The organism is Streptomyces sp. NPDC001933 (assembly GCF_042890955.1).
Lineage (GTDB): Bacteria > Actinomycetota > Actinomycetes > Streptomycetales > Streptomycetaceae > Streptomyces.
In genome coordinates, this window is sequence record NZ_JBIASS010000050.1 from 1 (window position 1) to 19154 (window position 19154).

The 19154-nt window shown below is 68.4% G+C and carries 15 protein-coding genes and 3 pseudogenes; 10 read left to right on the forward strand and 8 right to left on the reverse strand.

Going from position 1 to position 19154, the window contains the following annotated elements:
• Positions 1 to 575: 575 nt before the first annotated feature.
• Positions 576 to 1265 (reverse strand): ATP/GTP-binding protein, encoded by a 690-nt coding sequence (locus ACFYY7_RS42995; RefSeq protein WP_388671158.1) that lies wholly within the window; start codon positions 1263 to 1265, stop codon positions 576 to 578.
• A 133-nt stretch (positions 1266 to 1398) separates the two neighbouring features.
• Between ACFYY7_RS42995 and ACFYY7_RS43000 the strand changes: the two genes are divergently transcribed.
• A complete protein-coding gene (locus tag ACFYY7_RS43000) occupies positions 1399 to 1614 on the forward strand; it encodes a hypothetical protein (RefSeq protein ID WP_388671161.1) in 216 nt (71 codons plus the stop codon).
• A complete protein-coding gene (locus ACFYY7_RS43005; RefSeq protein ID WP_388671164.1) occupies positions 1611 to 2072 on the forward strand; it encodes a nucleotidyltransferase domain-containing protein in 462 nt (153 codons plus the stop codon). The genes ACFYY7_RS43000 and ACFYY7_RS43005 overlap by 4 nt, the downstream gene beginning before the upstream one ends.
• Positions 2073 to 2098: 26 nt before the next feature.
• Here ACFYY7_RS43005 and ACFYY7_RS43010 read toward each other — a convergent pair whose 3' ends face one another.
• Positions 2099 to 2455, reverse strand: coding sequence for a DUF6233 domain-containing protein (locus ACFYY7_RS43010; protein WP_388671200.1), 357 nt, complete (start codon positions 2453 to 2455; stop codon positions 2099 to 2101).
• Positions 2456 to 3050: 595 nt separating this feature from the next.
• Here ACFYY7_RS43010 and ACFYY7_RS43015 point away from each other — a divergent pair.
• A pseudogene (locus ACFYY7_RS43015) lies at positions 3051 to 3202 on the forward strand (IS630 family transposase); the annotation flags it as partial.
• 96 nt (positions 3203 to 3298) lie between these two features.
• On the opposite strand, the gene ACFYY7_RS43020 reads toward ACFYY7_RS43015, so the two are convergent.
• The gene (locus ACFYY7_RS43020; protein ID WP_388671167.1) at positions 3299 to 3679 is read right to left on the reverse strand and encodes a hypothetical protein; all 381 of its coding nucleotides are present in this window, start codon (positions 3677 to 3679) and stop codon (positions 3299 to 3301) included.
• A gap of 1279 nt (positions 3680 to 4958) precedes the next feature.
• Positions 4959 to 8840, reverse strand: coding sequence for a S8 family serine peptidase (locus ACFYY7_RS43025; RefSeq protein ID WP_388671170.1), 3882 nt, complete (start codon positions 8838 to 8840; stop codon positions 4959 to 4961).
• A 228-nt stretch (positions 8841 to 9068) separates the two neighbouring features.
• Here ACFYY7_RS43025 and ACFYY7_RS43030 point away from each other — a divergent pair, with 228 nt between their 5' ends.
• On the forward strand, positions 9069 to 10079 hold the full coding sequence (locus ACFYY7_RS43030) for a helix-turn-helix domain-containing protein (RefSeq protein ID WP_388671173.1): 1011 nt from the start codon (positions 9069 to 9071) through the stop codon (positions 10077 to 10079).
• Positions 10080 to 10430: 351 nt separating this feature from the next.
• Here ACFYY7_RS43030 and ACFYY7_RS43035 read toward each other — a convergent pair whose 3' ends face one another.
• Positions 10431 to 10760, reverse strand: coding sequence for a transposase (locus ACFYY7_RS43035; protein WP_388671176.1), 330 nt, complete (start codon positions 10758 to 10760; stop codon positions 10431 to 10433).
• 48 nt (positions 10761 to 10808) lie between these two features.
• On the reverse strand, positions 10809 to 11015 hold the full coding sequence (locus ACFYY7_RS43040) for a hypothetical protein (protein ID WP_388671179.1): 207 nt from the start codon (positions 11013 to 11015) through the stop codon (positions 10809 to 10811).
• A gap of 341 nt (positions 11016 to 11356) precedes the next feature.
• Between ACFYY7_RS43040 and ACFYY7_RS43045 the strand changes: the two genes are divergently transcribed.
• Both ACFYY7_RS43045 and ACFYY7_RS43050 read left to right on the forward strand, forming a co-directional pair.
• Positions 11357 to 15226 (forward strand): S8 family serine peptidase, encoded by a 3870-nt coding sequence (locus ACFYY7_RS43045; RefSeq protein WP_388671182.1) that lies wholly within the window; start codon positions 11357 to 11359, stop codon positions 15224 to 15226.
• Between the two features lie 402 nt (positions 15227 to 15628).
• A complete protein-coding gene (locus ACFYY7_RS43050) occupies positions 15629 to 15775 on the forward strand; it encodes a hypothetical protein (protein ID WP_388671185.1) in 147 nt (48 codons plus the stop codon).
• Positions 15776 to 15880: 105 nt separating this feature from the next.
• Here the strand turns inward: ACFYY7_RS43050 and ACFYY7_RS43055 are convergent, their stop codons facing one another.
• Complete coding sequence (locus ACFYY7_RS43055; RefSeq protein ID WP_388671188.1) at positions 15881 to 16234, reverse strand: hypothetical protein; 354 nt, start codon at positions 16232 to 16234, stop codon at positions 15881 to 15883.
• Between the two features lie 75 nt (positions 16235 to 16309).
• On the opposite strand from ACFYY7_RS43055, the pseudogene ACFYY7_RS43060 reads away from it, so the two are divergent.
• Positions 16310 to 16507: pseudogene (locus ACFYY7_RS43060) on the forward strand (DUF6192 family protein); the annotation flags it as partial.
• Positions 16508 to 16509: 2 nt separating this feature from the next.
• Positions 16510 to 16765, forward strand: a pseudogene (locus ACFYY7_RS43065) (RacP protein); the annotation flags it as partial.
• A 676-nt stretch (positions 16766 to 17441) separates the two neighbouring features.
• On the opposite strand, the gene ACFYY7_RS43070 reads toward ACFYY7_RS43065, so the two are convergent.
• Complete coding sequence (locus ACFYY7_RS43070) at positions 17442 to 17951, reverse strand: ArsR/SmtB family transcription factor (RefSeq protein WP_388671191.1); 510 nt, start codon at positions 17949 to 17951, stop codon at positions 17442 to 17444.
• Positions 17952 to 18143: 192 nt separating this feature from the next.
• On the opposite strand from ACFYY7_RS43070, the gene ACFYY7_RS43075 reads away from it, so the two are divergent.
• Positions 18144 to 18440 (forward strand): transposase, encoded by a 297-nt coding sequence (locus ACFYY7_RS43075; protein ID WP_388671194.1) that lies wholly within the window; start codon positions 18144 to 18146, stop codon positions 18438 to 18440.
• Between the two features lie 28 nt (positions 18441 to 18468).
• Positions 18469 to 19134: an IS3 family transposase gene (locus ACFYY7_RS43080; RefSeq protein ID WP_388671197.1), complete on the forward strand. Its 666-nt coding sequence runs from the start codon at positions 18469 to 18471 to the stop codon at positions 19132 to 19134.
• The last annotated feature ends 20 nt before the right edge of the window (positions 19135 to 19154 follow it).

Consider the following 19154-nt stretch of genomic DNA (forward strand, 5'->3'; position numbering starts at 1 on the left):
ACCGCAGCCAACTCCTCACTCAGCACACACGGTCAACGAAACGACCGATCAAGAAGACACGCCATCACGGACCGCACATGACCAAGCACTACTAGTGCTGTGACCGGGATGGTTGGCCGGGTTGAGTCTTCTGTCGTCGGGGGCGGTGTCGGAGTATCGAAGAGTGGGCAATCGAGGGAGTCTGGCGGAGGAGTTCCGGTCGGAGGTAGGCATCCAGTTCGCGTTCCTGGTCGAGGATGCGGGCTTTTCGGGCCCGGAACAGACTGACGATGGGCTCGTCTTCCACAGCGCTGGCCTGGATGTAGAGGTCTGGTTCCTGGACGTTCATGAGCCCGTGGTTACAACGCTGGTCGTCCCGATTGCATCGGGCGGCGTGAGGGGCAGGGGGGCATGGCTCGACGACTTGTATGTCGACAGCGGATGCGGTCCCGCTCAAGACGTTCCCAGCTCGGCCCCGACTCGGCGAGCCACGCTCAAGCGTGTCCAACAACATGCGGCTGCTCTGCGTCGGCTCATGCCACAGTTACTCGCTACCGCGACGACCACCAACCCGGCCAACCATCCCGGTCACAGCACTAGTTGAGGACCTGGACCTCGCCCACTGCGGCAGTGAACGCGGTCTGTCGAGTCTCGGTGAACTCGCCGCCGTCGCCGAGGGCGGGGGCCGTCCACGTGACGGTCCAGGTCGCGGTGGCGGTGCCCTTGTAGCGGCCGTCCGGCTGGTCTGCGGCGCTCCGCTCGTAGCGGTGGCCGCAGTCCGGGGACGTGGACTTGCCGCGGTCAGCGCTGTACGGAGTGCCGGGGCCGTGGCAGGTGACGGTGGTGCCGTCGCCCATGTCCCACCGGATCGTCGACACGTGCGCGGTCGCGGTGACGGTGACGCCGCCTGCGGTCGCCTTCGCGGTCGCGGGCCCGTACGACGACGTCGAGCGGGTCGCCCACATCCACATCGGCATCCCGACCACGTACCGCCCGGCCGCGCGCGGACTGGCCACCGCCGGGCCCACCAGCCGCATGGAGTCGACCGCGCGGCGCGCCACCAGCTCGGGATCGATCGTCGGCGCGGCCGGGCCGGCGGCGCCGGTTGGGACGAACGTGACGCCGACCCTGCCGCCCTCGCACCAGACGCGGTAGATGGCGCCGTCCTTGGGCGTCTTGCCGTCCCAGGCCAAATTCTCCGCTGGAGGCTGTGGGTCCGCCTTCTCGTACGTGCACTTGGGGGCTGGGGCCGCCGAGCCGCCCGAGCCCCGGTTGCACGGCAGCACGGCAGTTCCACGCCCGCGAAGGACACCCGAAAGTCCCCCCGGGAGCACATTGAACAGTTGGAGACGGAGAACGGCCCGACAGGCCATCAGGACAACACTGTCGGGCCCGTGATGGTCAAGCTGCGCCTGGGCCATGGGCGAACGACTCCGCAAGCTCGGCATCCGGCTCACGGCAACCCGCTCCACCGCGCTATTCCAGCTCGCCACCGAACTGCCTGCCGCGATCCTCGCCCGCACCCTCGGCATCCACATCACCGTCGCCGTCAAATGGCAACGCGCCGCAGCCGGAGACTGGGGCGCCTACGCGGCCGAGGTTAGCCGCCGTCCAGAAATCCAGGAGCCCACATGACACACCGCGCCGAACAATCAGCGCACCAGACCGAGACCTCGCAGGAGCGGGTCGCCGAAGTACAGGAGATCATCGACCGCATCACACTCTGGGCCGCAATCCGTCAGGACATCGTTGGCCTACTCGTTGTCGGTTCATACGCCCGCAACGCCGCGCGACCCGGCTCCGATATCGACATCGTCCTGCTCACGACGGACCAGACCCAGTACCTCAACAACGCCTGGGCGGACGAGCTCGCCCTCGGCGAGCTCGTCCGAACGCAAGGATGGGGGCCCATCACCGAACGACGCTATGCCACGGCCTCAGGTCTGGAAGTTGAGATCGGCATCGGGTCTCCGGAGTGGGCACAGACGGACCCCGTCGACCCTGGCACACGCCGTGTCGTCACCGACGGCGCCCGCCCTCTGCATGATCCAGCAGGAGTCCTTGCCTCTCTGATCCAGACATGCCGACCGTGATTCGAACGCCCCGCCGGACTACCAGGTCAAGGCCCGCGAGCGCGCCCGGAAGTCGCGGCACGAACTGTAGGCGGGGCAGCGCAGAGCGCCGCGCGGCCCGCGCGTATTGGTCGGCGCCGCGGCCCGTCCGCGCCCGCATGCCTGCGCCTCACCCCGCCCGTCGACCATCCGGCACGGGGTGTTTGCCAGGCTCGTTCAATGCGATCAACGCGGCCGCGCTGGAAGAAGCTCGCCACCGGCACCACCGTGAAGCACGCCTCGATGTCCGGCTCCGCCAAAGCGATCACTGCTTCCTCGCGGGTGAGGAATCCACCCTCGACCGGATACAGCACACAGTCCCCGCGGTGCACCAGAGCTGCCGACGACGACCGCTGCGGCTGGATCTTTCACCGCAGCGCGGCATGCGCCTGCTCCCGACGCCGCCGCTCCTGCCCCCGAAACGACACATCGCTTGGGCGGGTCGGCACACGGCACGGGCCCGGTCCTCCGGCGGTTCGGAGGACCGGGCCCGCTATGGGCGCCGAGGACGACGCCCGCCCACTATCGTCACGACGAGGAGAGCCACCCCGAGCACGACTGTGGCGATTCCGGTGGCAAGGAAGCCCCCTGGGGACTGCCCCATACGAGAAACCATGATCAGCAGGACGCCGCCTGGGCGGACAGGATCGCCGTCGCCAAGGAATACGCCGCGGTGCACGGCCGCTTCCTCCCACCGACGACAGCAGTGCGGGAAGGGCATCCGATCGGGGCGTGGCGAAGAACGCCCGCACGGCGGCACGTAGACGAGAAGCTGCGCACGGCCGGCCTCCCCGTGCGGTCGTCGGCCGGGGCGATGACCGAGGCTCGGCGAGACGAGCTGGACACGATCGGTCCGGGATGGTGCCCTGCCTGGGACACCGGGTGGCAGCGCTGCTACCGACTGGCAAGGACGCGGCCGCACCACCCGCTACGACACAGCCGCGAAGTCCACTCCGGACGCAAAACTCCTTCAAGCTGTCCACCGACCCGCAGTTCGTCGCGAAGGTCGTCGACGTCGTCGGCCTGTACCACCATCCGCCGGAGAAGGCGGTGGTCCTCTGCGTCGGTAAAAGGGCCGCGTCCAGGCACTGGACCGCTCGCAGCCGGTGCTGCGGTGATCGACTGACCCGATCAGGCGTGGGCGGGCGCACGCACTCGACGGCGTCCGCCCGCCCACTGTCAAGCCCTCACGGGCCGCACGTTCACCGTCAGCCGACGCAGACGGCGCCTTCGGGCAACGCGGTCACGGACGTCACCTCGATCGGGTCCGTGTCACTGAAATCGACCCATTGCCCCGGGATGAGGCTGAAGGCCGGGAAGTTGCCTTGGATGCAGTACCCGATCGAGGTGTCGTTCGACATGCTGATGATGGTGTGGGGCGAGGTGAGCGAATCACCTTCGGGTATCGCATTCGCCACGCCCGGGACAACGGCATCCTCGTAGCAGACGGAGTTTGAGATAAAGACGCCGGCGCAGGCGCCGGAGGCGGTCTGTGCACTAGCGGCGCTCGCCGTGCCCGCACCTAATACGGCCATCGCGGCCAGAGTGGTGCCAATCAATACGGCACGCTGGGCGGTGTGTCGCAACATGGGCTGAAACCTCACAAGGTAGGGGACGGCTCCGAGGGAGCCGCCTCAATCGACGCTCACCGGGACGACTGGGTGCCATGACCCAGTGGCCGAGCTCGGCAAGCATGGCGCCGCGTCGCTAACGGCTACAAGCCGTTTCAGTGGCGCCTTGTCGCCCTGGCAGGAAGGCGCCAGTGAGGCATGACGTGATGAGCGGCCGCTGGTCGGCACCGTCGGAGAGCCCCTTTTCAAACCCCATGTTGGGGCTGGTGTCCTGCTCCGAAGATTCTTCATTAGTTCGCACATGAGTGCTTCTTCGGGTGTGCCGGGAGGTGGTTCGACTTTCTCGCCGACCAGAAGACCCGCCGTGGTGCCAACAAAAGTGTGCGTTCCCTGGAAGCAGACATCCGAGCTTGGGTCAAGGAATGGAACGAAAACCCAATACCTCTCACCCGGACCGAGACGGCTGAAGAGAGCCTCGACTCACTCGCCCGTTTCTGCCGATGAATCTCCGGCGCAGGACACCAGTGGCAATTCCGTGGCAGCTGAGATTTCGGTTGCAGCGGTGGACGATCCATGTGACGGCCCGCTCGACGGGTGTTCGTCAGCGGCGGTAGTCGGCCTGCCACTCGGGATCGGTGGAGGCGGTGGTGTCGATGGTGAAGTCATCGAGGGTGAAGCTGCCGGGGACGGCCGGCCACAGCGATGCGGGGTTCGCCCGGGTCGGTGCAGTCGTAGGCGGTGCACTGCACCGTTGCCACCTCGGCGGCTTTGGGGACACCGTCCGGATGGCGGCGTTGATCTCGTGACGGTGTCCGGGGTGGCGACCGCGTCGTCCAGCACGGTGGAGTCCAGCGCCAGGCGATGCCTGCCCTGGAGTACACCGGTTGCCTTCACCACCTCATGTACGGCCTCGAACACTCGGTTCGGGGTGGGCGGAACGGGCCAGTCGGCGGCGGAAGTAGGCCAGTAGCGACGGATCGAACGCCATGTCGTGCAGGCCCAGTCCGCACGCGGCCTTCCAGCAGGTCGCACCGCAGTTCCTGCACCGTCTCGAAGTCCGGCAGCCCGTGCAGGGCCTGCACAGTGATCGCGGCAGCCAGGATCTGCGGCGGCATACTGGGCCGCCCGTTCGCCGACGGATACATGTCCGCGAGCATCTGAGCCGGAGAGAGCCACCCCTCAAGCGGTCCGTGTCCCGGCAAAGAGGTCGAGCAAGGCGGCCCCAGCACGCGGCCGCCGCGGCCCGGAGTCCGGGTCGCGGCGGCCGGTGGCCGAAGGGGGTGTTCAGGCCGGCTCCCTACTTCAGCGCGTACGCCCGGCTGATGGTCTGAACGGTGCGGTTGCCCGCGGCGTCCCACACCTCGGTCCGCAGGGTCACGTACCCGTTGGTGTCCGACAGCTTCGGGTGGTGTACCGACGCCTGGAAGGAGTTGTCGTCCTTGCGCTTGATCTTGGCGTTCTCCCAGGTGGCGCCGTCGTCGTAGGAGACGGAGACCTTGGCGCCCGCCATCGCGGTGGAACCGGACCAGCCCTTGGGCCGGCCGGCGTTCACGGTGAAGGTGTGCGGGCGGCCCGCCGGTGCCTGGTTGAGGATGTCCAGGGGGACGTCGTAACCGAGCATGACGGCTGGCATGGACTCACAGACGGTGGGCTTGGGCGAGTACTTCTCGCAGTCCTTGACGGACATGGTGGTCGGCGCCGCCGAGGCGAAGTTCCACTCCGTGCGGACCTTGCCACCCAGCGTGACGCCCGGGTAGTCCTTGTCCCGGGCGACCTCCTGGACGAACCGGTACTGCGCCTTCTGCGGAACCATCAGCTTGGACGTGTCGGTGATCTGCTCACCGTTGCGGTAGAACGTCCAGGTGCTGGTGAGGGTGGGGGGCGTGGCCACCAGCGAGTGGGTCGGGTCGCTGTCGCCGGCCGTGGTCCCCGTGGCCCGGGTCCAGACGTCGCTGCGGCAGAAGGCGCAGATCGACGGGTCTTCCATCGGCGGGTGCATCGGCGCGGCGAGCCAGTTCTCCCGGTAGGTCTTGCCAGCAGTCGGGTACGTGGCCTGGAAGGGGCCCGTCATGTACGCCCGGTACGCCGTGCTGGGGTACACCACCTGGTTGTACGCGAGGTTGGAGCCCGCCAGCCGGTAGTCGTCCCTGGTGGCGCCCATGTTGAGGGACTGGGCGGCACGGAACGAGGTCGGCTGGCCCGGAGCCCAGCTGTGCAGGGTTTCGGCGCCCTGGTGACGTATGCCGTCGGCGTGGTAGGCGTTGCGGACCTTGACGAAGTCGGCAGCGTCCACGGTCTTGGTCAGGTCGGCCGGGATGCCGCTCGTGGCGAACGGCATGTGGTAGGTGTAGCCGGACTCGAGAACACCCTTGAGGGCAATGGAGACCTTGCCCTTGTCGTTCCCCTTGCCCTTGCCGAGGAGGGTGCGCAGCTTCTCGCCGCTGTCGTGGCTCGCTATGGCGACCGGGACGGTCTGGTCGGCGGCGAGCGATCCGTTGAACAGCGGGCCCTGCTCCGTGGGCACCGCGATCACGGCTGTGGCCCCGGCGGCCGCGGCACGGCGCACCTCGTCGTCCATCTTGCGCAGGTCGGCCACGGAGATGAGCGCGGCCCGGCCCTTGAGGTCGGCGGCGGCGATGTCCTCGGCGGTTCCGCTGCCAGCGTCGGCCAGCCGCAGGTTCTTCGTGCCCTCGAAGCGCTGGGCGAACCCGGGTGTCACCACGGGGACGGAGATACGCTCGGGGCTGGTGACGCTGAGCTGCGTGATCGGCTCGCGCTGGGTGAGGGCGTTGAACAGATGCAGGTCACCGGTGGTGGGCTGCTCGGTGGGCACGGCGCCGATCTTCGAGTCGGAACCGTTGATGACACCGGCTTCGCCGAGGGTGACGTGGTGACCGCCGGTTCCGTCGCTGCGGTCGACGAGCATCATCCACGAGGCGTTCTCCAGCGGGCGCTTCTCACCGGTGATCTTCGCGGTGAAGTCGGTCGCCTTGGTGCCGTCGACACTGCGGGTCACGTCCTGGTCCGCGATGTCGATGTCGGGGATGGAGAAGCCGTCGATCGCGTAGGTGCGGGTCGGGTCGCCGGGGGCTTCCGTGTAGGTGACGCCCTCGACGGAGTACGCGCCGGCGGGCAACGCGACGGTCGTGGAGCCCTGACCAACCAGGGAGATGTTCTGGAAGGTGCGGTTGTCCATGCCGTGGAGCGTCAGCTGGACCCGTCTGGGGGTCTTGCCGAACCGGTCGGTGAACTTGACCGTGAGCGCGCCGGACATCACGAAGCCGACCGGGGTGTGCACCGACTCGCCGTCGGCGCCGGTCGCGGTGATGTAGCCGCTGAACTGACCGGCCTTCAGCCTGTTCGGGTCGAGGGTGACGGTCACCTCACTGTTGCCGCCGGCCGGGACGGTGACCTTGCCACCGGTCACGTCGGGCCCCGACAGGGTCAGCGCGCCGTCGGGGAACGCGGTCCCGTTGGCGTCCTTGACCGAGGCGGCGAGGTCCAGCGCGGCCGCCGACGAGGTGGAGTTGTGGATGGTGACGGTGCGGGTCTCCTTCTCGTACGTCTTCTGCCACTTGACCAGACCGAAGTCACCCGTACCCGACAGGTCCAGTGCGGGGTCAAGGGCGGCGGGGATGTCCACGCGGCCGTAACCCTGCTGGTAGGGCGTGTAATTGTCCGACTTCTTGGAGTGGGCGGTGAGCGCCTCCTTGATGCGTTCCCCGGACCAGTCGGGGTGGCGCTGGGCCAGGATCGCTGCGGCGCCCGCGACATGCGGGGTCGCCATGGACGTACCGCTGGCCGCCGTGTAGTGGGCGTCGACCGGGGTGCCCATGGTCGTACCCGCGGCACGGGCGGCGGCGATGTTCACGCCGGGAGCGGTGATCTCCGGCTTGATCTTCATGTCCCCGAGGCGCGGGCCACGGGAGGAGAAGTCGGCCAGGGTGTCGGACTTGTCGACGGCGCCGACGGTGAGCGCGGCGTCGGCGGTGCCCGGGCTGCCGAGTGTCGACTCGCCGTCCTTGCCGTCGTTGCCTGCCGCGATGACGAACAGGGTGCCGGAGGAGGCGCTGAGCGAGTCCACCGCGTCGGTGAGTACATCGTGCGGGGTGGTGGCCTTGGCTCCGAGGCTCATGCTGACGACGTCGGCGCCCTGGGCGACCGCCCAGTCCATGCCCTCCAGGATCCCCGAAACCGGGCCACTGCCCGCGTTGGCGAGCACCTTGCCGACGAGGAGGTCGGCGCCGGGAGCGACACCCTTGTACTTGCCGCCGGAGTTGGCGCCGCTGCCCGCGATCGTGGAGGCGACGTGCGTACCGTGACCGTGGCCGTCCTGCACGCTCTCGCCGGAGACGAAGCTCTGGGTGGCGGTGATACGGGACTTGATGTCAGCGTTGTTGAGGTCGGCGCCGGTGTCCAGGATCGCGACCTTCGCCCCCTTTCCATCGAAGCCCTTCGCCCACGCCTCGGGGGCGCCGATCTGCGGCACGCTCTGGTCCAGGGTGGCCTTGGCCCGGCCGTCGTACCAGAGCTTGGTCACCCCGGCGGTGCCGGGCACCATCGCGGCCGAGCCGCTCCTGGCCTTACTGGCCGCAGGCCTGACCGCGCGCCAGAACCCGTTCGCCTTTCCCTTGTCGACGTGCACTGCCGCCAGCCCGAGCCGGGGCATGGTGTGTTCGTCCTTGGCGCCGGGAAGAGCAGCGGCCTGCTGTCGCAGGGCGGTGGCGGACGGCTTGCCCCGAAAGTCGACGATGGCCGGCACGGCATCGGTCTTCGCGTCGCCGTAGCCGTCCTTCAACGCCTGGGTGACGTTGAACAGTTCGCGGTCCACGACCTGGGCGGACACTGCTTTCAGCGCGTCCTCGGGGATGACGTAGAGGTCCCCGTTCTGCCCGCTGGAGATCTGGAAGTGCTTCGACGCATCCGTCGCGGCAACGACGTCAACGGCCTGCTTGCCATCGGCTCCGGTCGTCACGGCGACCTTGTCACCGGTGATCAGCGTCAGCATCGACGGGGCCGGCTGCTTCGGCGCGGGCAGTCTTCCCGCGCCCGCCGGGGGCGGACCGGACGGGGATGGCACCGCACTTGCCGCACCGGGCAGACCGGTCAGGGACAGGACGACGGCAATGGCCGCCCCGGTGGCGGCGGTTCTCCGTATTCGTTCGGCTGAAAGGTGCATCGATTCCCTCTCACGGGTGGGGTGGGGCGGGACGCACCCGGTGACGCCGGAGATGCAGCGCCATGGTTAACGGAGTGTGACGATTCGGGTGCGCTTTCGGATGGAAGTGAAGCGGATCGGCTCACCGTTGCGGAACAGTCATGACAGGCGGGGGGTCGCCAATGGCGAGTCCTTGCCACGCGCCCCGCCCTGTTGTGGAACGCCTTACGGCAGGTCAGGATGGCCGCCATGCTTGAGGTACTGGGAATCGATCCGGAATCAGAGTCCGTCTACGCTGCGTTGCTCTGCGGGCGGCCGGTCACCCCCGATGACCTGGTGTGCACCACCGGACTCCCACTGGCCCGGATACGTGCGGCACTGCGCCGGCTCCAGTCGTCCGGACTGGTCGGCCGACAGCAAAGGCGCCCGGCCACGTACATCGCCATCGATCCCGAAGTTGCCCTGGACGGCCTTCTGCTGAGCAGGCAGGAGGAATTCCACAAGGCACGCGTCCGCGCCGGGGAGTTCACCGAGCGATTCCGGCGGGCGGCCGCCACCCGGGACCCGGCCGAGGTCATCGAGATCGTCACAGGATCCGAAGCGGTGCAGCAGCGCAGCGATCAGATGGTGCGCAACGTACGGCACCAGCTGCGGGTCTTCGACAAACCGCCCTACCACGACGGTGGTCTGGACCCGAACCAGCCCGAACTCGATCTGCTCAGCCGCGGTCTCACCGTCCGGGCTCTGTACGACGCCGCCAGCATCGACATCCCCGGCCGTCAGCAGCTGGTGCGCATGTGGACGGAGGCGGGCGAGGAGGCCCGGGTGCTGGCCGACGTACCCACCAAGATGGCGCTCGTCGACGACCGGCTGGCCGTACTGCCGCTGAGGGCCGGTTCGGGCCCGGACCCGAGCCCGTCCTTCGTCGTCCTGCACCGCTCGGCGGTCCTCGACGCGCTGTCCGCGCTGTTCGAGGCCCTGTGGGCGGTCGCCCAGCCGCTCCGCACGCAGGACGTGACGGGCGACGCCCCCCGGATCCTGTCCGAACAGGACCAGCTCCTCGTCAGCCTGCTGACCGCCGGGCTGCCGGACGAGGCCATAGCCCGCCAGGCCGACCTGAGTTACCGCACGCTCCAGCGCCGTCTGCACGCCCTGATGGAACGGGCCGGGGCGAGCACCCGGTTCCAGCTCGGCATCCACGCCGCGGCAAACGGGTGGGTGACCGGAGTGGAGGTCACGTCATCCGCTTCCCGAACGTGATCGACTGGTCCGGACTAGGCGCGCATGAACTCGCGGTGTGAGGTGTGGGGTGGGTTTCACTGGTTGATGCGGGTGGGTGTCATTGAAGTCTGGTCATCCAAGCTGCGAGGAATAGTCGATAGCTGCGGATCGGTCTCGTGTCATCGGCTCAGTCAGGCGGCTTCCCTGCCCGTCCAGCCCTTCGCCAGATCACTCAGATGAGCAGGTGGCGATGGCTGCCGGTGCCGATGTGGATCCAGGCCCAGTCGTAGTACCGGGGGGGCGCTCTGAGGTGCCAGGCCGTGGCGGGTAGGCGGCCAGCGAGGGTGTCGGCGCGGGTGGGAGTGTGGCCGTGGTTGATCCCGTTGGTCCTCACCCGCATCGAGCAGGCGACGGCCAGAACATAGCCGATGTCGCGCGCCGTGAGGGCGGCGCGCAGCTGGGGGTCCTGCCGTAGGCTTCGTCGCCGGTCCCCCAGGAGGTGGTGATCCCGGCGTCCAGCGCGGCTTCGATCATTTCCGCAGCCAGACGTGGCTTGATGGCGAACTGCACCGTCTCGGGTATCCCGGCCACGGTGCGGCGTTCGGGATCATTGGACCAGGAGTGTTCGGGGAGGCAGAGGCGCCGGTCGATCAGGGCCCGTCCCCGGCTGGTGGGCGTAGGCGAGGAACACGCCGACCTGGGCGTTCTCGATGCGGTCACGCGGTGCCGGTGTACTGCCTTGCGCTCCTTCCGAGGACCGGCCCTTCTTCAGGAAGCCGCTCTGGTCGACAACGAGAACGCTGCCGTCAGCGCCGAGGTGTTCGGCGGCGTATGCACGCAGGCCGTCGCGGTCAGCATCGGCGTGTTCAGGCCGGTTTCCGTGGCGCCGAAGAGGAGGCGGCCAGTGGCGGCGTAGGCGAGGACGGCACCCAGGCAGAACACATCGCCGGCCGGGGTGAGTTCGAGGCCGCGCACCTGCTCGGGCGACGTAGACCGGCCGCTTCGGGCCGGAGCGCCGGGGCGACCGGCCACCCGGAGCGCAATGCGGAATACCCGGCCTCTGATTCCGAGGCGACGCCCGACGCCTCAAGCCTGGCGGCCATCCTGACCGTCCCGGCGGGCCCTCACACAGGGCGGAACAAGCGGCAAAGACTCGCCATTGACGACCTTCCGCCAGTCGTGGCTGTTCCGGGCCGGTGAGCCGGTCCGCTTCACTTCCACTCACAACGCACCCGAGGTGTCACTCAGCATTAACGCCGATGCTGCAATACGGCGCTACCGGGGTGCGTCCCGGACCCGCCCGCGATTGAGAGCCGATGCATACCTCCTCCGAACGAATACGGCGAACCGCCTCCATCGGGACGGCCATTGCCGTCGTCCTGTCCCTGGCCGGTCTGCCCGGCGCCGCAAGCGCGGCGTCCACCCCGGCCGCTCCGTCCCCGGCGGGTGCGGGAACACTCCCCGCGTCGCACCAGCCGACCCCGTCCATGGTGACCCTGATCACCGGGGACAAGGTCGCCGTGACGACCGCCGCCGACGGCAGGCAGTCGGCGGACATCGTCGACGAGGCCGGCTCGTCGAAGCAGTTCGAGATCACGAGCGGACCCGACGGCGACCTGTACGTCTACCCGGACGACGCTCTCCCGGGCGTCAGCGCCGGCATCGTCGACCGCGAATTGTTCAACGTCACCCGGGCCGTCAAGGACGGCTACGGCGACACGAAGTCCGGCAAGGTGCCGGCCATCGTCGACTTCCAGGGCACACCCTCCGCCGCCGCCTTGAAGCAGCAGTCCGAGGAACTGCCGGGCAGCGAGAGCGAGCGGGTCATGCCCAGGCTCGGGCTGACCGCGGTGAACGTCGACAAGGCGAAGGCGGCGTCCTTCTGGACTGCCGTCAAGCCGCGGCCCGGAAAGGCCAGGAGCGGGGCAGGCGCCGTCTCGCCCGGCAGCGCCGGTGTGGCCAAGCTCTGGTACGACGGCAAGGCGAAGGTGACGCTGGACCACAGCGTTGCCCAGATCGGCGCCCCCGAGGCCTGGGCCGAAGGCTACGACGGCAAGGGTGTCAAGGTCGCGGTCCTGGACACCGGCGCCGACCTGAACAACGCGGACATCGAGCCCAGAATCTCTGCCGCCCAGAGCTTCATTGCCGGGGAAACGGTCCAGGACGGCCACGGTCACGGCACGCATGTCGCGTCCACCGTCGTGGGCAGCGGTGCCAACTCCGACGGCAAGTACAAGGGCGTCGCCCCCGGCGCCGACCTCCTCGTCGGCAAGGTGCTCAGCGATGAGGGCTCCGGGTCCGAGTCGGAGATCCTCGCCGGTATGGAATGGGCGGTGGCGCAACACGCCGACATCGTCAGCATGAGTCTCGGGGTTTCGAACCCCGATCCGGACGGGGACGCGCTCACCGAGGCCGTGGACTCGCTCAGCGCCTCCTCCGGCACCCTGTTCGTCATCGCGGCAGGCAACGACGGCAGGAAGGGCGAGTCCACCTTGGGCAGCCCCGGCGTTGCCGACGCCGCGCTGACCGTCGGCGCGGTGGACGGGTCCGACGTACTGGCGGACTTCTCCAGCCGCGGCCCGCGCCTCGGGGACATGGCCATCAAGCCGGAGATCACCGCTCCCGGTGTCGACATCGTCGCCGCCCGGGCGGCCGGCACCGCCATAGGCACCCCGGTCGACGCCCACTACACGGCGCTCAGCGGCACCTCGATGGCCACCCCGCATGTCGCGGGCGCAGCGGCGATCCTGGCCCAGCGCCACCCCGACTGGACCGGACAGCGCATCAAGCAGGCACTGGCCGCGCACTCCAAGCGGTCCGACAGCCAAACCGTCTACCAGCAGGGCTACGGCCGGGTCGACATCCCGGCCGCTCTGGACTCCACGCTGGAGCTGTCGGGCAAGGCCGACTTCGGCCTGATCAAGTGGCAGAAGGACACCTATAAGAAGCAACCCCGGACGATCACCTTCCGTAACGCCGGGGCCTCGGACGCCACTGTGAAGCCGGTCGCCTCGGCCAAGGGCAGCGACGGCAAGGATGTCGCCGACGGCGCGATCGTCCTCTCCGGCCCAGGCCTGACGGACGGAAAGCTGACCGTCCCGGCCGGCGGCAGCGCCGAGGTCACCGTCACCCTCGATCCGAACGTGGTGACGGCCGGCCAGTACAGCGGCTACGTCACCGCGACCGCCGACGACGGCACCTCGGTGCACACCCCGATCGGCTTCCTGAAGGACGCCGAACACCGCGACGTCACCGTCAAGTTCACCGACCGCTTCGGCAACATCCCCCAAGTGGTCAACCTGGCCGTCCACGGCATGGACAACAGCACCTACAAGTCCGCACGGCTGTGGGCCACGGACAGCGCCACCTTCTCGCTGCCGGTCGGCCGCTACTCGATCGAGGGCTCGCTCTACACCGCGTACCCCAGCGGCAGTCCGATGGACCTGTACTCGGGCGACCTGTTCACCCTTCCCGAGATCGATCTGGACGACCAGGACCGGACATTCGCCGTCGACGGCACCACCGCCACAGACTTCACCGCCCAGATCACCGGCGAAAAGCGGCCGTTGGAGGACGCCGCGTACTCCATACTTCTGCAGCGCCACGACGGGACCGGGGGCCATCTCGGCACGTTCGCCCTCACCGGCCTGCGCAATACGACCGAGCAGAAGTTCGGCGCCATCCCCAGTGACACGGCCACCACCGGCACCCTGGGACTGGAGAGCTTCCTCACCCGGCGCGAGCCGCTGCTCCGCGCGTCGGTGACCAGCCCCGGACGCCTCAGCATCCCCCTGACGTCCCCGCAGTACGCCCAGCGGTTCGAGGGCACCAAGAACGTCCCGCTGGTCGACGCCGGCACCGGCACCGAGCAGGACTTCGCCACCATCGGCGCCACCGGTAAGGCGGTGCTCATTACCGCGTACGACACCAGGTCCGTCGACGCCCAGGTCCGCCGCGCCGCTGCCGCCGGGGCCGTCGCCGTGATCGTGGCGCCGTCCACCCCGGGCCCGCGTGGCAGCGGGGTCGCCGGTGACCTGACCATCCCGGTCGCCGACACCAGCTACGACAGCGGACGCACACTTCTCGCGCTGCTCGCCAAGGGCAAGGTCACCATCAGACTGGACGGCGCCCTGGAATCCGGCTACACCTACTCGGCGCAGTTCACCGACAACGGCCGCATCCCCGACAGTCTCGCCAAGACCGCGGCCACAAGCGACTTCGCGAAGGTGCACAACACCTTCCACTCCGACCAGACCCGGCACATGGGCTACGAGGCCCTCAGCGCCTGGAGCCCGGGTCAGCCGCAATCGATCCATCAGATCCAGAACATCAATCTGGGTGTCAGCAGGGACGACTACGTACTGGCGAGTCCCGATCTGGACTACCAACCCATCGTGTATTCCAACTACGGGGAGAGCGTGTATATGCAAGCCCCCCGTCTCAAGTACAGCACGCCGGGCAAGAACTACCAGCAGCACTGGTTCGCCGCGCCTATGCGCGTTTCCCCGTACGATTCGGGCTACTGCACCTTCTGCCGCACCGACACCTGGATGCGCGGCATGTCCGCCGGATACGGCGGGGACAGCGACCCGACACATGTCATCGCCGGGCAGAGCAACCGCTGGAGGTACTTCCGCGACGGCGAGCAGATCACCGACCCCGGCAAGCTGATGGTCCCGCAGAAGGCCGACTACCAGTTCGTCCAGGACCTGACCCGGACCAGGGACAGTCTGGGCATCACCTTGGGCGGAAAGGTCCACACCGAGTGGCACTTCACCTCCGCCGCGGCGACCGGCATGGCCGTCAAGCACTGTGAGAAGTACCAGCCCAAGCCCACCGTCTGCGAGTCCATGCCCGCGGTCATGCTCGGTTACGACGTGCCCTTGAACATCCTGAACCAGGCAGCGGCCGGCCAGGCGTTCACCTTCACCGTGGACGCCGGTCGTCCCAAGGGCTGGACCGGGTCCGGCGGCATCGCCGGCTCCAAGGTTTCGGTCTCCTACGACGACGGGGCCACCTGGAAGTCCGCCAAGATGCTGCGCAAGGACAGCAACTCCTTCCGGGCCCTTGTGCTGCATCCCAAGGCAGCGGACACCAACGGGTTCGTGACCCTCAAAACCGAGGCATGGGACGCCGCGGGCAACCGCACCGTCCAGACCATCACACGGGCCTACGCCCTCAAGTAGGTCCTGAACGGAACTTCCGACAACGCGTCCGGCGGCCCGGGTTCCTCTGCCCGCCGCCGGACGCTGCCCGACGGCCTCCGGGTCCCCGTGTGATGAGACGTGGTTGTGTTGAGAGGTCGTTCTCAAGAGTGCCGGCGAGCCGGCCGACGACAGCGGACCAGCGTCACCGCGATGCAGGCGGAGGCGAGAAAGGAATCGGGCTCGCGTTCCTAGCGCCGTTGCCCCCGCCAGGTGCGTAACGGATTGCCTGATGAGCGGTCGCCCTGATCTCGCCCTTGTGGGCGTTGGTGCCCGACTCCCAGCGGTCATCGGACGGAAGTTGGCCACTGGCTACATTCACGGGCCAGGCAGCGGCCCCGGTGCTGTTGTGCTGATCAGCGCGGAGGACACGGGACCGCGCTTTTGATCCCGGCAGCCCCGGCCGACAAGGGCTATCTCATGGACGCGACCAGCGTCCTGTCCACTCTCGCGGCGGTCCCGCCCAGCATCATGCCCACCCGACGCGACAGCCGGGCCATCAGCCTGCCCACCACCAGACCGACCGACTGAAACGGCCCGCCGAAGAAACCGACGGACCGTCACGAAAGATCGAGGTTAACGGGCCCCGGACCAGATGTGGCCAGATGCGGTTCGGGGCCCCTTCACCGTCAGCCTTCAGAACTCTCGTAGATAGATATGCGCGGTCGAGCCCTTGCCCGAGTAGTGGAACTCCTTCTTAGTCCCGTTCCCGCATGCCTTCGACGAGAAGTCCGTGGAACCGACGTTGCCGTAGACCTGGGCGCACTGCCCGTCGGCATCGGTGTCTTTGACCCAACCGTCGACGTAGATCTTCCCGTCGTAACACCAGAGGGAGGCCACGACTCGCCCCCCGGAAGTCTCGATGTCGTAGTCGTCACCGCACACGCCCTGAAGGTTATTACTCTTTGCCACGCCGGCCGCGCTCGCGGTCGTAACCCCCACAGTGGCAATGGAAACGATCGCTAGTACGACCGCGGCAATTCGTTTCATTTCTCTCCCCTTAGATTGATACTTCTCGGAAATGCAGGGTGTAACTCCAGAATTCCGCAGAGCGAGAACCAGCGGGCCTGCCACTCGTTCGTCGCTGCGGCCGGCCGCGCTGTCCCGGGACTGCGGGATCGCACCTTGAGCGAGGACGAGGCCGGGATCGTGCACCAGAACATCGCCAAGGTGCGGGCGACGCTGGACTGGATCGAGACCGCGGTGGACACGGGCAAGGTCGACATGGACGACGAGCTCGCCCGCATACTGCGGGGCGAGTAGTCGTGCCCCGCGCCTCACGGCGCTGGGGCGAGGCTGCCCAGCGGCACGCGGACATCCTGCGGTTCGTGTTGTTCGAGGCCAGACCTGCGGGGCTGTTGTTCCCCCAGCTGACCCGCGCGAGTGGGCTGTCCCCCAGCCAGGTCAGGTAGGGGCTGGCTGCCCTGCGCGACATCATCGCCGAAAACGGCTGGCCACCGCTGATCTGGACCAGGGCCGACGGCTACCAGCTCGGCGCCGAACGCGCCGCGCTGGAGGGCCCTCACCGGTGTGGCACGGGCCTTGGAGCGCGTGACGGTTTGATCGTCGGGGTGGTCGTGCCCTTGCGGACCGGTGGTCCGGGGCAGGGCCCATGGTTCGGTCCTGTTCGGCACTGTCGTTGTAGCCCAGCGTCAGGACCCACTGCCGGGCCCGCCCTGGTCGTCCCCGGCCGGTGCGACACCCCCGCCCCCGGGCGCGCCGTTGTCGTCTCCAGCGGGCACGGAAGTGCGGTGTCCGGGTGCGGCGGCTGTGGGTGTGTGTGGCGGCGTGGGCGGTGCCGGCCACGCCGCCTGCAAGGGCGAGGGCGGTTACTGATGTGGCGATGAGCCTTCGTGTGCGCATGTGGTGGTCTCCCCCCTGTGTGCCGCGCGGACCAAAAAGACCGGGCGGCATATGTTCCTCGGAGTGCCGGGTGGCTCCCCGCAAGGCAACACTCGCATTCCCGCGAAGTGCGTGTCCTGGTCATTCGGGCCTGCCCGAAACGCCCTCGCCAATCGCCCGCCGGGCGCTGAGGTCCTGGAGTGATGGCGCCCGGCTCGGGGGGTGTCGACACGTCAAAAGGTCGCGTTCGAGGAAGGGCACGGCCGCTGCCGGTGCCTGGGCGGCCGTGCACGGCGGCAGGACCATGCCAGTAGCAGCCGGCAACGTCGGCCTGCCCATTGCGGTATCCGGCCGGTCATCCGCCGTGGAGCAGGCGCCTGCCCAGAGGGCTGAGCAGGTGGAGAACCCGGTTGTCCGCACGTCGGGTCACAGCGAGTCCGGCGGTCCGCAGAACTGCGACGTGTTCACTGGCCGAGGACGCGGAGACGGGCAGGGCGGCGGCCAGCTCGCTGGTGGTGACTGCGCCGTCGAGCGCGGCCAGGACGCGAGCGCGGGTGCGCCCCAGCAGGGGCGCCAGTGCTCGCAGGTCACCGTCCGAAGCGGTCTCGGCGGGGGCCGCCGGGTAGACGAGCACCTGCGGCAGGAGCGGGTCGGCCAGGGCCACCGGCATCCTCCAGCAGAAGCGCGAGGGCACCAGGCACAGGCCCCGTCCGTCGAGGTAGAGATCGCGGCGCTCCGGATAGGGGGTCTCCAGGACCGGTGGCTCCCACTGCATCAGCGGACGCAAGGATGTGAGCAGTCCCTCTGCTCCGCGGTCGCGCAGTGCCCGCAGTCGGATCGCCCGGTCGGTCTCCACGGCGGCCATGCCACAGCTCCAGGCGGGCGCGACGACGGCACGGTGGATGCGCCTCATCGCCAGGGCCAGCCGGTCGAGGCGGTCGGCACGTCCGTCGGCCAGTTCATGGATCCAGCCGGGGACTTGATGATGGCGGGCGAACGCCGTAGTGAGGTTCCCCTCGTAGCGTAGAGGCCATGGCTGGAGGGGAAGTTGAGAGTTGTGGCTGAGAAGAAACGAAAGTTTGACGCGGAGTTCCGTGAGGGGGCTGTGCGGATCGTCGTCGAGACCGGGAGGTCGGCGGCGGAGGTCGCGCGGGAGCTCGGCATGAACGAGACGACCCTGGCGACCTGGGTCTCGCGGGCCCGGAAGGCCGGTGGCGACGGCACGCTGGGGACGTCCGAGCGGGAGGAGCTGGCCCGGCTGCGCAGGCAGGACGCGGAGAACCGCAAGAGGATCAAGGAGCTCGAGATGGAGCGTGATGTCCTCAAGCGTTGCATGGTCCTTTGGGTGAAGTAGCTGTGCGGACCCGGCGGCGCTCGTCGGGGTGATCAGCAACCAGAGGGCCGAGCACGACGTTCCGTACGCCGTCTCCTGCCGCGCGCTCGGCGTGTCGGAGGCGTGGTTCTACAAGTGGCGGCGTCGGCCGTCGGAGCCAACGAATCGCGAGGTCAGGCGCGTGAGACTCGCTGAGCGGATCACATACTTCTTCCGGCGGTCGGGCGGCACGTACGGATCCCCTCGGATCGCGCTGGACCTGTGGGCCGAGGGCTGGAAGGTCTCGGTGAACACCGTTGCCGAGATCATGGCCGAGCTGGGGTTACAGGGCCGCAGGCCGCCCAAGCGTAGGTCGCTGACCCGGCAGGGCACGCGGGAGGCCGCCCGTGACCTGGTCGGCCGGCGCTTCGATGCCGTCGCCCCGAACCTTCTGTGGGTCGGTGACATGACCGAGATCGACACCGGTGAGGGGAAGTTGTACCTGGCCACGGTCATCGACCTGTTCTCGCGCCGCCTGCTCGGTTACGCGATGGGCGCCCACCATGATGCGGGCCTGGTCGGCGCGTCGCTGAAGATGGCGGTGGCCACCCGGGGTGGCGCGGTGGACGGAGTGATCTTCCACAGCGACCGCGGAAGTGAAGGCGGATTCAATCGGTCGTCGCAACACCTCGTGATCAGCGAGGTGTGGGATGGTTCGTCGTCAGCAGGCAGCTGATCGGGCGATTCGGCCAAAGT

What these genes read in the sequence shown, in the direction of transcription:
- ACFYY7_RS43000 (WP_388671161.1), top strand. Translation starts at nt 1,399, where the DNA reads ATGGGCGAACGACTCCGCAAGCTCGGCATCCGGCTCACGGCAACCCGC.
- ACFYY7_RS43005 (WP_388671164.1), top strand. Translation starts at nt 1,611, where the DNA reads ATGACACACCGCGCCGAACAATCAGCGCACCAGACCGAGACCTCGCAG.
- ACFYY7_RS43020 (WP_388671167.1), bottom strand. Translation starts at nt 3,679, where the DNA reads ATGTTGCGACACACCGCCCAGCGTGCCGTATTGATTGGCACCACTCTG.
- ACFYY7_RS43025 (WP_388671170.1), bottom strand. Translation starts at nt 8,840, where the DNA reads ATGCACCTTTCAGCCGAACGAATACGGAGAACCGCCGCCACCGGGGCG.
- ACFYY7_RS43030 (WP_388671173.1), top strand. Translation starts at nt 9,069, where the DNA reads ATGCTTGAGGTACTGGGAATCGATCCGGAATCAGAGTCCGTCTACGCT.
- ACFYY7_RS43045 (WP_388671182.1), top strand. Translation starts at nt 11,357, where the DNA reads ATGCATACCTCCTCCGAACGAATACGGCGAACCGCCTCCATCGGGACG.
- ACFYY7_RS43055 (WP_388671188.1), bottom strand. Translation starts at nt 16,234, where the DNA reads ATGAAACGAATTGCCGCGGTCGTACTAGCGATCGTTTCCATTGCCACT.
- ACFYY7_RS43070 (WP_388671191.1), bottom strand. Translation starts at nt 17,951, where the DNA reads ATGGCCGCCGTGGAGACCGACCGGGCGATCCGACTGCGGGCACTGCGC.